The organism is Bacillus sp. 01N45, from assembly GCF_056399205.1.
Genome location: NZ_JBFTQW010000002.1, coordinates 565,781 through 579,974, shown reverse-complemented (window position 1 = coordinate 579,974; position 14,194 = coordinate 565,781). Strand labels below are relative to the sequence as shown.

General features: G+C 31.5%; 11 protein-coding genes. 10 read left to right on the top strand and 1 reads right to left on the bottom strand.

The window, feature by feature from the left end; translation table 11 throughout:
* The first annotated feature begins 6 nt into the window (after positions 1-6).
* The 7 genes from yqeK (at position 7) to AC1DMU_RS07155 (ending at position 6,990) form a co-directional block, all read left to right on the top strand.
* Positions 7-615 (top strand): bis(5'-nucleosyl)-tetraphosphatase (symmetrical) YqeK, encoded by a 609-nt coding sequence (yqeK, locus tag AC1DMU_RS07185; RefSeq protein ID WP_088063523.1) that lies wholly within the window; start codon positions 7-9, stop codon positions 613-615.
* Positions 616-628: 13 nt separating this feature from the next.
* Positions 629-1,273, top strand: a complete 645-nt coding sequence (locus tag AC1DMU_RS07180) for a DUF3885 domain-containing protein (RefSeq protein WP_142291744.1) — start codon at positions 629-631, stop codon at positions 1,271-1,273.
* A 26-nt stretch (positions 1,274-1,299) separates the two neighbouring features.
* Positions 1,300-2,037 (top strand): 5'-methylthioadenosine/S-adenosylhomocysteine nucleosidase, encoded by a 738-nt coding sequence (gene mtnN / locus AC1DMU_RS07175; RefSeq protein WP_137015065.1) that lies wholly within the window; start codon positions 1,300-1,302, stop codon positions 2,035-2,037.
* A gap of 15 nt (positions 2,038-2,052) precedes the next feature.
* Positions 2,053-2,688, top strand: coding sequence for an SDR family oxidoreductase (locus AC1DMU_RS07170; protein ID WP_088063525.1), 636 nt, complete (start codon positions 2,053-2,055; stop codon positions 2,686-2,688).
* Positions 2,689-2,777: 89 nt separating this feature from the next.
* Positions 2,778-3,626 carry a GNAT family N-acetyltransferase gene (locus AC1DMU_RS07165; protein ID WP_215559068.1) on the top strand — a complete coding sequence of 283 codons (849 nt, stop codon included), beginning with the start codon at positions 2,778-2,780 and terminating at the stop codon, positions 3,624-3,626.
* 108 nt (positions 3,627-3,734) lie between these two features.
* Complete coding sequence (locus AC1DMU_RS07160; protein WP_088063527.1) at positions 3,735-4,109, top strand: hypothetical protein; 375 nt, start codon at positions 3,735-3,737, stop codon at positions 4,107-4,109.
* 208 nt (positions 4,110-4,317) lie between these two features.
* Complete coding sequence (locus tag AC1DMU_RS07155; protein WP_088063528.1) at positions 4,318-6,990, top strand: M4 family metallopeptidase; 2,673 nt, start codon at positions 4,318-4,320, stop codon at positions 6,988-6,990.
* Between the two features lie 291 nt (positions 6,991-7,281).
* Here AC1DMU_RS07155 and AC1DMU_RS07150 read toward each other — a convergent pair whose 3' ends face one another.
* Positions 7,282-8,508, bottom strand: coding sequence for an AraC family transcriptional regulator (locus tag AC1DMU_RS07150; protein ID WP_097908080.1), 1,227 nt, complete (start codon positions 8,506-8,508; stop codon positions 7,282-7,284).
* Between the two features lie 579 nt (positions 8,509-9,087).
* On the opposite strand from AC1DMU_RS07150, the gene AC1DMU_RS07145 reads away from it, so the two are divergent.
* From AC1DMU_RS07145 to AC1DMU_RS07135, 3 genes are all read left to right on the top strand, one after another.
* A complete protein-coding gene (locus AC1DMU_RS07145; protein WP_215559069.1) occupies positions 9,088-10,749 on the top strand; it encodes a SpaA isopeptide-forming pilin-related protein in 1,662 nt (553 codons plus the stop codon).
* A gap of 92 nt (positions 10,750-10,841) precedes the next feature.
* Positions 10,842-11,645, top strand: a complete 804-nt coding sequence (locus AC1DMU_RS07140; protein WP_088063922.1) for a class C sortase — start codon at positions 10,842-10,844, stop codon at positions 11,643-11,645.
* A gap of 153 nt (positions 11,646-11,798) precedes the next feature.
* Complete coding sequence (locus tag AC1DMU_RS07135) at positions 11,799-14,033, top strand: MSCRAMM family protein (protein WP_088063529.1); 2,235 nt, start codon at positions 11,799-11,801, stop codon at positions 14,031-14,033.
* The last annotated feature ends 161 nt before the right edge of the window (positions 14,034-14,194 follow it).

Sequence of the window (14,194 nt, the reverse complement as noted above, 5' to 3'; positions counted from 1 at the left end):
CTTGAGATGTTATATAAGGATATATATTCATTTACTCCAACTGGAAAAATTGAAAATGATATAAAATCATTTCTATTAAAATACAATAAAGGACTTACTTATAAACATTCAATTCGGGTGGCAAAAGAAGCCCGTAAAATTGCGATTACGTATCATGTAAATGAAGAAAAGGCAGCGATTGCAGGATATTTACATGATATTAGTGCAATCTTTCCAAATGAAGATCGGGTTGCAGTTGCTGAAGAATTTGGAATAGAGATATTACAAGAAGAACGAGAATTTCCAATGATTATTCATCAAAAGTTATCGAAAGTAATTGCAAAAGAGATATTTAAAGTGGATGATGAAGAAATCTTAAATGCAATTTGCTGCCATACTACACTACGTAAACTTGCAACGAAAATGGATTTAGTGTTATTTGTTGCTGATAAAATAGAATGGGATCAAAATGGAGCACCACCATATTTAGTAGAAGTAAAAAAAGAATTAGAAAAATCTTTAGAACATGCTGCTTTTGCATATATTTCATATTTGTGGGATAGAAAAGACACGTTGAAAGTTATACATCCATGGCTAGAAGATGCATATTGGCAGTTAAAAGAAATTGTAGAGTAGAAAGGAATTAAGAATGCAATTAAAAGAATATATGAATGAAACATTCCCTGGAGTTACATTAGTACCACATATATACTTTCAATGGGAAAATCATTTGCATTTTCATTTTGGGAAAGGGAAAGACCTATTTGTAGAAAGAACCGACGATGTAAATAGGGAATACTTCACTCAGCTTTATACATATAATAAATACTTATTTGAAGATATATTTTCAAAAGAAGATGAAGTTTTTTTAGTAACAAATGTTTATCGATTTAAAAAGGAAAATGTGAAAAATCCGCAGAAAATTAATATATATAGACGTTTTATTCATAATAGAGATTTAAAGTATCATATAAGGCAAGAAACAATACCTTTTTTATTTGAAGAAGAAGCTGACTTGTATTGTACTTATCAATTTTCATTAAAATGTTTTGCTTGTGATATAAAGTATACACCGCTTATTCAAGCTGCAAATCATGAAGATTTTCTAGGTCTTTATCCTCGTTTTGGACGCAAAAAAGAAATTTCTTATCCAGATGTATTTCTCATAAATGCAACAAAAGATATTATCATGTTTATTTACGATGATAGAGGATGTGAAGTAATTGCGAAGAATAAAGAAACAATACGAAATTTATATGAGAAATATAAAGAGTGGATTCCAGATTATGAATGAGAAAGTATAGATAAAGTATTTACATGATAACAATAGGGGAAGTGAAGCATGTAATGAAACGTATTGCAATCGTATCCGCATGGGAACCAGAACTTACGTATTTGCATCAATATTATCCAAGTGAACGTATTGAAAAACGAGCAGCTTGGGAATTTCATTTTCATTATATTAATAATATGGAAGTTATCTCCGTAATAACTGGAGTTGGGAAAGTAAGTTGTGCTAGTTGTGTGCAATTATTAATTAGTGAGTTTCAGCCAGATGAGTTGTTTATGACAGGAATATGCGGAAGTCTATCAAATAAGGTGAAAAATGGACATATTGTAGTAGCCCTTAATGCAATACAACACGACGTTACTGCTGCTGGTTCAGGGGAAGATATTTTTAATTTATATAATGGTAGGACAGCACCTATTGAAACAACAAAGTCACTTGTAAGAAGAATAAAAAAGATACGATCTTATGATCCGATTCATTATGGTACATTTTTATCTGGAGATCAACGTATCCGTAGTTCAGAAATGAGATATTTACTCCATACTGTATATGGAGCATTAGCGGTTGATCAAGAAGTGGCAGCTTTTGCTTATGTGTGTCAAATCAATAACAAACCTTTTCTTAGTTTAAAAGCTGCATCAGATCAAGCAAATGATAAAACGAAAGAGGAACAAAAAATCTTTAAAATGTTAGCGTGTGAACGAGCGTGCGAGCATTTAATTGCTTTTTTACGTGTACATGAGATTAATGTAGTAAATAACAGATAGTAAGAGGGGTTAATATTGGAAAGTACAAATAAAATAGCTATTCTGGGTGCAAACGGAAACGCAGGGAAATTCCTTGTAAACGAAGCGTTAGAAAAGGGATATCAAGTAAAAATATTAACAAGAAATTCTAATAATATCAAAATAACAAATGAAAATTTAGAGATTATTAATGGAGATGCACGTGATTTTGTTTCAATACGCAAATTACTTAAAGGGTGTCGAGCTGTAATTAATGCGGTAGGTCAACCAAAAAATGAATCTTATATTTTTAGCACAGTAACGAAGCATATTTTAGAAGCAATGAAAGAATTTGAAATAAAAAGATATATACTAATTTCTGGAGGTTCTTTAGATGTTACAGGAGATCAAAAGGGAATTGTAAATAAAATAGGAGCTACCTTGTTTAAAGTATTTTTATCAAAGATGATGCAAGATAAATATAAAGAATTGCAAACTATTCAAGGTAGTGATGTAGATTGGACAATTGTTAGATTACCATTTGTTATGGAAGGGAAGAGCATTGGAAATATAAAAGAGAGTTTAGTAGATATGCCAGGAATCAAAATTCAAAATAGTGATATTGCACCATTTGTTATAAAACAAATTAACAGTGAGAGATATCTAGGGAAGTGCCCGTTTATTTCAAATTAAATGTTAAAGAATGATGGGTAGAGTGAAACTAGTACATTTTACGTATTTGAATGCTAAGTTTAACACGAGTAAGTGGGGGAGAATTTTATATGATTCAATACAAAAGATGCAGTGAAGTAAGTATAGATTTAGTGTATGAAGCTTTTAAAGATGGATTTTCAGATTACATTATTAAAATGGAAGTTTCAAAAGAAGATTTTATAAAAAGGTTTTTGGGACCAGAAGGGAATTCACTAAAACATTCCTTTCTTGCTTTAGACGGTAACAAATCTGTTGGTGTAATACTTGGCGGGATAAAGGATTATGAAAACATAAAAACAATGCGTTGTGGAACATTAGCGGTTCATCCTAATTACCGCGGTATTGGTGTGAGTCAAAAATTATTTGAACTGCATAAGGAAGAGGCGCTTCAAAATGAGTGTAAGCAACTTTTTCTTGAAGTCATTGTAGGCAATGACCGAGCGATTCATTTTTATACGAAATTAGGCTATGAAAAAATGTACGATCTATCTTATTATAATTTAAAAGATATGACTAAAATAATAAATAAAGATTGTAAGGGAATTGAAGTAAAACAATTAGAATTTCCAGCTTTTAAAGTTGAAATTCAGAAATGGTTACACTTCCATATAAATTGGCACAATGATATGGATTATATCGGAAAAACAAACAATACATTTTATGGTGCATATGTCGATAATGATTTAAAAGGTTCTATATGTATGAATGAACAAGGTAAAATTAGTTTTCTTTTCGTAGACAAAGACTATAGAAATTGTGGTATTGGATCAAAATTATTACAAGTAGCAACAGAAAACTTAAATGTATCAAGTTTATCAATTGGGTTTCCAAACAACAATTTACTGGAAGGGTTTTTAAAGAAAACTGGATTTGAAAAGAATTCATTAGCACAATATGAAATGTATGTATTATTATAAAAAGCGAAAGGAGTCATTCTTTCGCTTTTTATTTTTGTGCTATATTGATATTTTACTTTGTATAATATTCTTTTTTTATGTAGAATAGATAGGATGGGAGGGGATGAAATGAATAATGGATTAAAGTTTAAGATTTTTGAATTGCATTGTTTCGTTCAAAAGACTTATTCTGATATTAAAATAGCATGTGATATTGCTATTTATCAAGAAAACACTTCTAAATATTTAATTTCATTAGGATTTTTAAATAAATCATATATGACTTATATAGAAGCAAAAAGATTTTATCGTGAAAATGAAGAACTTATAAGTGTAGAATTTGATAATTTCTTTCATACATATGATAAATTAGAACAAGAATTAAAAAAAGTTATTTCAACTGAAGATAAGAATCCTTCATTGCTACATAGCAGATTTGATCAGTTTCAGCAAAAAGTTGAAAATATAAATGACCTAATAAAAGTATTGCAAAACGCTCGTTAAAGAATACTTTTTCTTTTTCATATAGAAAGTATGCATTAAAAACATATTAGGGATATGACATATTGAAGAGGTGACTTTTGTTGATGACAGAAGTCATCTTTTTATAATACGGTTTTGCGTAATGTGATGTACTTTTTATTTTTTCTATTTTTGATAGGAATACATTTAAGCAGTTTCATATTTTAGGAAATTATACGAGGAAAATAAAATGAAGAATAAAAAAGAAATAGCTATAGTTGTATTAACAACAGGATTAGTTTTAACAAGTGTAGCACCATACGGAGTAGTTTATGCAGAAGAAACGGGTCAAATGCAAGTTGATATTCAAGAGGGTTCGTTCCGTACAGGTGAACTTACACAACCATCAAAAAAGACGCCAGAGAATGTAGTGAAAGATGCACTTAAGGAAAAAACCGAGCATGCTTTGTCTCCAAAACAAGTTAGTGGGGACAAAGGGGTAGATTACAACGTTGTTCAAAAACGTGCTTCTTATGATGGGACTACACTTGTACGTATGCAACAAATATATGAAGGTAAAGAAGTATATGGACACCAATTGACTGCTCATGTAGATAAAAAGGGTATTATTAAAAGTATTTCAGGAGAAAGTGCACAAAATTTAACACAAGAAGATTTAAAGAATGCTAGTAATTTATCAAAAGAAGAAGCAAAACAATATATTTATACGAAGTACGGGAACGATATTAAATTTATTTCTGAGCCAGAAGTTAAGGAAGTTATTTTTGTTAATGAAAATCATGGACAGGCTACCAATGCATATCAAGTTACATTTGCCGCTGCAACACCAAACTATGTATCTGGAACTTATTTAGTGAATGCTCATAATGGTGATATGTTGAAAAATATGGTGCAAGAGTCAGATTTAAAAGTAAGTGAAGAGCATGTTGAAGCTATTAAGGAGAGTAAAAAAAGCAATTTTAAATCATTAACCGGAACTGGAAAAGATGATTTAGGAATAACTCGTACATTCGGTATTTCTGAACAAAGTAACGGGAAATATGTGCTTGCTGATTACACAAGGGGGCAAGGAATTGAGACGTACGATGTAAATTATAGAGATATTAGTTTTGAAGAAAAATATTATCCTGGTATATTAGCAACTAGTACTTCAACAACATTTAATGATCCAAAGGCGGTAAGTGCCCATTTCTTAGCAACAAAGGTATATGATTTTTATAAAGATAAATATAAGCGTAATAGTTTTGATAATAAGGGGAACAAAGTAGTATCAGTTGTACATGCATGGGATTCTGGAGAAACAGATGATCCTAAAAATTGGAGTAATGCATTTAGTGCTAATGTTAACAATGTTAGTATGCTTATATATGGTGATTCAATGGTTAGAGCGTTTGACATAGCGGGCCATGAATTTACGCATGCGGTTACATCTAGCGAATCTAATCTTGAATTTTTCGGAGAATCTGGAGCAATTAACGAGGCGTTATCTGATATTATGGGAACGGCTATTGAGAAATATATAAATAATGGAGAATTTAATTGGACAATAGGAGAACAAAGCGGCTCAGTTCTACGTAATATGAAAAATCCATCTTCAATCAATTTTTTTGATGGAGTACCGTATCCAGATGATTATAGCAAATACAGTAATTTAAACGGAGAAGATAATGAGGGCGTTCATTTCAACTCAAGTATTATTAATAAAGTCGCGTATTTAATTGCACAAGGTGGCACTCATAACGGTGTAACTGTAAATGGTATTGGTGAAGATAAAATGTTTGATATTTTCTATTATGCAAATACTGATGAATTGAACATGACTTCTAATTTCACTGAATTAAGATTAGCGTGTCTTAAAGTTGCAACAAACAAATATGGAGCGAACTCAATTGAGATTGAAGCGGTCCAAAAAGCTTTTGATGCAGCAAAAATTAAAGGAACAGTGAAAGAAAACGAAAAAACTGCAGAAAACCAAGTCCCTGAATTAACTGTACCGCTTACAATTACACTGCGTGTTGGTGATACGTTTGACCCGATGAGTAATGTAAAAGCTGTTGATAAAGAAGAGGGTGATTTAACAAATAAAGTAAAACATAAAGGCGATGTAGATACTTCTAAACTAGGTACATACATTGTGAACTACTCGGTCGTTGACTCTCAAGGGGGGAATGCAACGGCTACACAGACTGTAATTGTAAAGGGAAATGGAGAAGCATTAGATTTAAACCCTACATTAACAGTGCCTACTGCAGCGACAATTCATGTAGGAGATTCATTCGATCCAATGGCAAAAGTATTAGCTATTGATAAAGAAGACGGTGATCTTACTTCTAAAGTAAAACTTAATGGTGAAGTAGATACCTCTAAAGCCGGTACTTACGTATTAACGTACACAGTTACAGATTCTAAAGGTCATAAAGTAACTGCGGAACAAACTGTAACGGTCAAAGTTAGAGATGAAGTTAAAAATGAAATACCAATACTAAAAGTACCTGCTACAACTACAATTACTGAAGGAGACCAATTCAATCCAATGGCAAAAGTATTAGCTACTGATAAAGAAGACGGTGATCTTACTTCTAAAGTAGCATATGAAGGTATTGGAGATACCACTAAAGCTGGTACTTTTGAAATAATATATAGTGTCACAGATTCTGTAGGTAATGAGGTACATACAATACAAAAAGTATTGGTGAAGGATAAAGATACTAGAAAAGCTAAAGGCGTTGCTAATAACAGTAATATCCCGAACAACAGTAATACCGATAAAAAAGAATCTACATATAAAGAGCTTCCCAACACAGGTGCCAGTACAACTAACAGTGCAACAATGGGCATATGGATGGTTATTGCAGGTACAGTACTCACTTTGGCTCGCAAATTTAGACAGATACAAAAATAACAGTAGGGATTATTTCTTACACAATAATTATTAGATAAATTTTTTACTTAATAAGATTTTAGTAATTAAGTAGTGTATTTGGCTTCTATAAAACTTTTTGCTTGGACGCTATTTTGCCTACAGACCTACATTACATATAAAGCACGTTACTATTCTCATTCAAATAAAAGAATAGTAACGTGTTTTTTGATTTAAAAATAGCCTAAATTCAAAAGGTCATGAGTGTGGAAGTAATTCTAATCTGCCATTGATAAGTTACTAAAAACACTTAGTTTTAATAAAAGTTTAACTCTATATGACAACATGAGATTTTCGGTATTTACCAGGTGTTTCGTTAGTGAATTTTTTAAAAATTTTAGTAAAATAGCTTTGATCACTAAAGTTGAGCGAAGCACATATGTCTGATAAGGGATAGGTTGTGAAAGTTAATAATTTTTTTGCTTCTTCGATTCGTTCACGTTGTATGTACTCAATTAATGAAATACCGACTTCTTTTTTGAATAATATAGATAAATAATCTGAATTTACGTTTGCAAATTTAGCAAGTTGTTTAACTGATATTTGATTGTAAATATTTTCAAAAATATAGTTTTTGCAAATAGCGATAGTCTTTGAGTATTTCTTTACTTTTTGTGCTTTTACACGGTCTGCAAAAGTACAGAAAACATTTCTTAATAAATCCCAAACAGATTCTGTGTCTTTTAAATCCTCTGTCTTTTGGATGTGTATATCGTAAATCTTGTAAGCAATCCCGGAAGGAAGTCCTCCTTTTATAGCATATCTAGTAGCAAGTGTGATGGATGAAATACAAATGTTTTTATGACGTCTTAATTGATGGAATGAAGATAAGGATGAAAGAGTATCTTGTTGGAATTCGTAATAATATTTGAGTACGCTTTCTTTATCCCCGTTTTCTATAGCTCCAAGTAGTTGGTTCTCTATATACAAATTATGACAGATAGATTCGTTTTTTTGCATTGAAATATATACATCCTCGTTTAAGATACTGCTATGATTTACATGAAATGAGTCACTGTTATTTGAAAAGGTACGTACATCTGATTTTTTTTTGTAGAGAATGTTATAGAACAATATTGCTATATTTACAAAGAAATTTTGATCTTTGACTGACAATGAAAAATAATAATCTCTTGTTCGTTTATAATTCGAAATAAAATTAAGGTTACTATCCGTTTTACTTGTAGAAAAATTTACATGTGTCAAGGGCCCAATAATAACAGTACCGTTCACCATATAATGACTCTTTATGTGAATTAAAATGAAGTGCCCTAAATATTGGTGAGATCTGAAGATGGGCGAATTATTTGAATCATTTTTTTGAAAAAGCACATGTAACTGTTCTATTTTTGATTTATAGAACGAATGTGATTCATCTTTTGATGTAAATTCTAAAAGAATATTTTTGTTACAATCTAAAAAACAAACTGGAATTTCAAAAGATTGGAAAAACAGATTACAAATGTACTCTATCTCAACTAGACTGAGCTTTTTATTCATATTATTCCTCCTTACAGTTGTGTGTAATAGTTGAATGTTTATATATTCCTTTTTTTCATAAGTAGAAACGGAAAAACTTTATCTATAAAAATTATAAACTTCTAAGAATAATACCATAATTTAACATGATTAGCACATATTATTTGAATATACAGGTAATAGTTTTAGGGAGTAACGTAAAATATGAATTGTCACACTTATTCGTTGTTCATTGTTTATATGTATCAAAAATGATTAAGATTGGATTTTAAATAGGGATAGGAAGGGAGAGATTAATGAATTGAAGTTAAGTTAAGTTAAGTAATTAATGAAAATTTGCGATAGAAGTTAATATGTAACGATTTTTGAAGTAGAGATATAAGTGCAATTCAGGGGGAAAACTACATATATCATACGGAGAGACAACGTAATAATAGAAAATAAGAAGAGTGAATAAGTGATTGTAAACAATGGATTGTTGGACGACTATGTTTTAGGTTACTCGTTTAAATCTGGTACTTGGCACACTATTACTTTTAAGAGGGTAATAGTAATAAAGAGATTTTTAAAATGATAGAAGTAGTAAAGGGGATAAGAGAAATGAAAAAAATATTTAGTGTGCTTTTAGTATTTTTCTTAACATTTTCTACATGGTCTAGTGTATTAGTAAAGGCAGCTTCACCATCCAAAGGTACTTTAACGATTCATAAATATGAACAAGAAAAAGATGGCGCACCGGGGCTAGAAGGTGATGGCTCTGCAAATCAAGAGGTACCAACAAATGCGAAACCGTTAAAAGGTGTAACGTTTGAAGTGAAAAGGGTTGCGTCGTTTGAAAAAATTTCAAACGATGGGAAAATCGTGAAAGAAGATGTGAAGCCTGTAATGGGAGCAACTCCAACTCAAGTAGTAACAGATGATAACGGACAAGCTGTATTAAAAGATCTTCCGCTAGGACGTTATGAAGTGAAGGAAGTGGCAGGACCTCCGCATGTTAACCTAAATCCAAATACGTATACAGTGGATATTCCATTAACGAATAAAGAGGGTAAGGTACTAAACTATGATGTTCATATGTATCCGAAAAATGAGATTAAACGTGGTGCAGTTGATTTGGTAAAAACTGGTGCAAATGAAAAAGCATTAGCTGGTGCAGTATTCTCTTTATTAAAAAAAGATGGTACAGAAGTGAAAAAAGAGCTAGCAACAGATGGTAATGGGCATATTCGCGTGCAAGGATTAGAGTATGGGGAATACTATTTCCAAGAGACAAAAGCGCCGAAAGGGTATGTACTAGATCCGACTAAACACGAGTTTTTTATAAAGACCTCCGGAACTATTAACGAAGATGGAACAATTACTTCTGGTACAGTAGTTAAAGTAGAAGTGCAAAACTATGAAGAACCAAATATTGATAAAAAGATTAACGGGAATTTGGAAGCGTTACCAATCAATCCGTTAACTAATTACAATTATGATATCAAAACATTAATTCCAGAAGACATTAAAGAATACAAAAAATATGTAGTAACAGATACTTTAGACGATCGTTTAATGATTCAAGGAAAACCAGTCGTAAAAATTGATGGAGCGGAAGTAAATGCAAGCATTGTAGAGGTAGCTGTAGAAGGCCAAAAAGTAACAGCCACAGTAAAAGATTTCACAAAGTTAGATGGTAAAAAAGAATTTCATTTACAAATTAAATCACAAGTAAAAGAAGGAGTACTATCTGGTTCGGAAATTTTAAATACAGCAAAAATTGATTTTATAAATAAAAATGATGTAATTGGAGAAAAGGAATCTAAACCTGTAGTTGTTGTTCCGACAACTGGAATTATCGAGTTAACAAAAGTTGATGGTGCTGATAAGAAGAAATTAAAAGGTGCGGAGTTTGTACTTAAAGATAAAAATGGAAAAATAGTTGTTGTGGCAGGTAAAGAAGTCACAGGTGTATCAGATGAAAATGGTGTTATTAAATGGACTAACATTCCGTATGGAGACTATCAAATTTTTGAAACGAAAGCACCAATTTATACAAAAGAAGATGGTATAACAGCTTCATATCAATTATTAAAGGACCCTATTGATGTAAAGATTAGCGAAAATAATCAAACGGTTAAATTATCGATTGAAAATAATAAAAGTGGATGGATTCTTCCTGTAACGGGTGGTATCGGAACGACTCTATTTACTGTACTAGGTCTTACGTTAATGGCTACAGCGGCATTTGTTTTCTTTAGAAAAAAGTTTGCTAATAATTAAGGTTTTAGGAACATGTAACCAAGTGATGTGAAAAGGGGAGAAGCAAAATGCTTCCCTCTTTTCAATATTTTAGTATATACAGAGGTGGAAATATGAAACGAAATCTTGTTTTAGGAGGTATTTTTTTATTTGGATTAGCTATTTTTTTATATCCTACTATTAGTAATTGGTTGGCGACTCGTGCACATTATTCTGAGATTAGCTCCTACGATAAGAAGATCAAAGTACTACAAAAGAAAGAAGTTGAACGTAGGGAAAAAGAAGCAACCGAATATAATAAACAAGTTCAAACTTCCATGAAAACATTTGCAGATCCATTTTCTGAAGAAAAAAATAATCATCAAGCGTATGCCGATGCGTTAAATTTAGGTGATGTAATGGGGTATATTGAAATATCGAAAATTAATATAAAACTGCCAATCTATCAAGGGACCTCTGAGGAAGTATTGAGTCGCGGGGTAGGTCATTTAGATTATTCTTCACTTCCAGTAGGTGGAGAAAATACGCACACTATTTTAACAGGGCATCGTGGTTTACCATCATCAAAATTATTTACAGATTTAGATAAGTTGAGTGAAGGAGATCTTTTTTATATTCATTCTTTAGACAAAATTCTTGCTTATAAAGTAGATCAAATTAAAGTAGTGTTACCACACGAAACGGACGATTTAAAAATTGTGAAAAATAAAGATTATATAACATTAATTACATGTACGCCTTATGGAGTAAACACAAATAGATTACTGGTTCGAGGTGAGCGTGTGGAGTTTAACGAGAAAGAAAAACAAAAAATGGGTAAAGAGATATTTATGTTTAATAAGTGGACCGTAGTAATCTTAATCCTATTATTATGTGTGTTACTAGTCGCAATTTATAAGAAAAAATTAACTCGATAGAATGAATTTATTTATCCTGTATTAATGGGCAGTGGGACCGAAAATCCAGAGATAAGTAAAGAAGGTATATAGGGGATGAAGTAAATCCTTACTGAAAAAAGTTTCACTTTATTCGACTGTAGAAAAAATACGGTAAAGGTGGGAACAAAGGAATTGAAGTTACAATTAAAGTTGGTAAGTATTCATTTTATGGTTTTGTTAATGTTATGTGTAAGTTTTGTCGTATATGCACCAAAAGAAGCATATGGATCCACGACTAACTTAGAAGGTCTAGGGGATATATCGCGTTATAATGCTGTTGTCTTTGGTAACCATATAGCAGTAGGTGGAGACATTGAAGGAGCAATTGCAGTTCAAGGTGATATGGATGCATCTGGTTATACAATTGTAGGTGCAGCAGCGGGAACATCTAATATAGTTGGGGAAAAATGGGATGATGAGGGATGTCCATCCTTGTTATTGTCTGGAAAATTTAAAAAATCAAGAGAGGAATCTTTTATCATTCAAAACGGAATAGTCGTAATGACAAAAGAGAGTGATCCAGATCGTATCATACAATCTTCTTATGATCGTATCGTTTATAAAGAAAAACTAGAAATTGACGCTAAATTTAATGAATTTCACAACATAGTGAACCAAGTCAGTAAAAATGCAGGTCAATATAAAACGAATACCCCAATTCCAAATATGAGTTATGGAATCGGAAAAGATATAAACAATCCTAATATTTATGTTTCATCAGAACTGGTAGGGAAAATCAATTTAGATATAAGAGATGTCTTTTTACCTAATGCTAAAGGAAAAGATTTTATCGTTATGTATTCGGATGCAATAGAGGTTACATTTAAAAATGGTGCTATCTTATATGACACGAACAATATTGGTAGGGCTACAGATATAATTCCTACATCACAACCCTATTCTCCTAATTCACCGTTCACTGAGTTATACGGGAAGGTGATTTGGGTTTTTCCTAATGCAAAAAAGATCACAACAGAGGGATATGGTGTCGTTGGGAGTGTGTTTGCTCCAAATGCTGTATTAGAAACAAAAGGCGGTTCGATTAATGGACAAGCATTTGTCGGTGCAGTACAACAAACTGGTGGATTTGAATTTCACAATTTCAAATTTAATTGGCAACATTGGAACAAGCCTAGTACAGGAAAAGTAAAGATAAAAAAAGTAGATAGTAATAATGATAATAAAGAATTGATGGGGGCAAAGTTTCATATTGAAGATTCAAATAAAAAGGTAGTTGGTGAGTTAGTAACAGATGAAAAAGGGGAAGCGATATCAAAAGAATTACCAATAGGTAACTATACTCTTGTGGAAACAGAAGCGCCTAAAGGTTACGAATTATTAAAAGATAAAATAGCTGTAAAAATAGAAAAAGATGCAGTAGTAGAAATTAAAATAGGAAATAAGAAATTACCAGATCCGATGGGGAAAATGAAGCTAGTGAAAGTAGATACGGGAGATAAAAATAAAAAGCTAGCAGGAGCAAAGTTTCATATTGAAGATTCAAATAAAAAAGTAGTTGGTGAGTTAGTAACAGATGGACAAGGAGAAGCGATATCAAAGGAATTACCAATAGGTAACTATACCCTAGTGGAAGTAGAAGCACCTAAAGGTTATGACTTATTAAAAGATAAAATAGCTGTAAAAGTAGAAAAAGATGTAGTAGTAGAAAGTAAAATAGGGAATAAGAAATTACCAGATCCAATGGGGAAAATGAAGTTAGTAAAAGTAGATACGAGCGATAAAAATAAAAAGCTAGCAGGGGCAAAGTTTCATATTGAAGATTCAAATAAAAAAGTAGTTGGTGAGTTAGTAACAGATGAAAAAGGAGAAGCGATATCAAAAGAATTGCCAATAGGTAACTATACCCTAGTGGAAGTAGAAGCACCTAAAGGTTATGACTTATTAAAAGATAAAATAGCTGTAAAAATAGAAAAAGATACAGTAGTAGAAATTAAAATAGGGAATAAGAAATTACCAGATCCGACTGGGCAATTTGAAATTGAGAAAGTTGATGATAAGGATATTAATTTAAAACTAAAAGGTGCTGTATTTCAAGTATTAGATAAAGAAGGTAAAGAAGTTACTAGATTAACAACGGATGAAAAAGGAAAGGTGATTTCCAACCAGTTAGTACTTGGAAAGTATATGATTAAAGAAATAAAAGCGCCAAACGGTTATATGTTACTTAGAGATCCAATAGAAATAGAAATTACAGAAGCGGTAAGGACACAAAAACTAACAGTGAAAAATGTGAAAAATAATTGGGTAATTCCTAATACTGGTGGCAGCGGAACAACAAGTTTTTACGTGATTGGTTTTGTGCTAATGTTTGGTGTGTTATGCTTATATAAGAAAAATCGTATATAAATAGTATAAAAACAGTTGTGTATTATGAACTGATTCCATAAAGTTAGAAAATCGTTTGGTTAGAAAAATTTCCAGCATGAGTTCGGTATTGTACTGGATTCATGCTATTAAATTTGTTGAAGAAGGAAGGATAATAGTAAACATAGAATATATTAATAAAT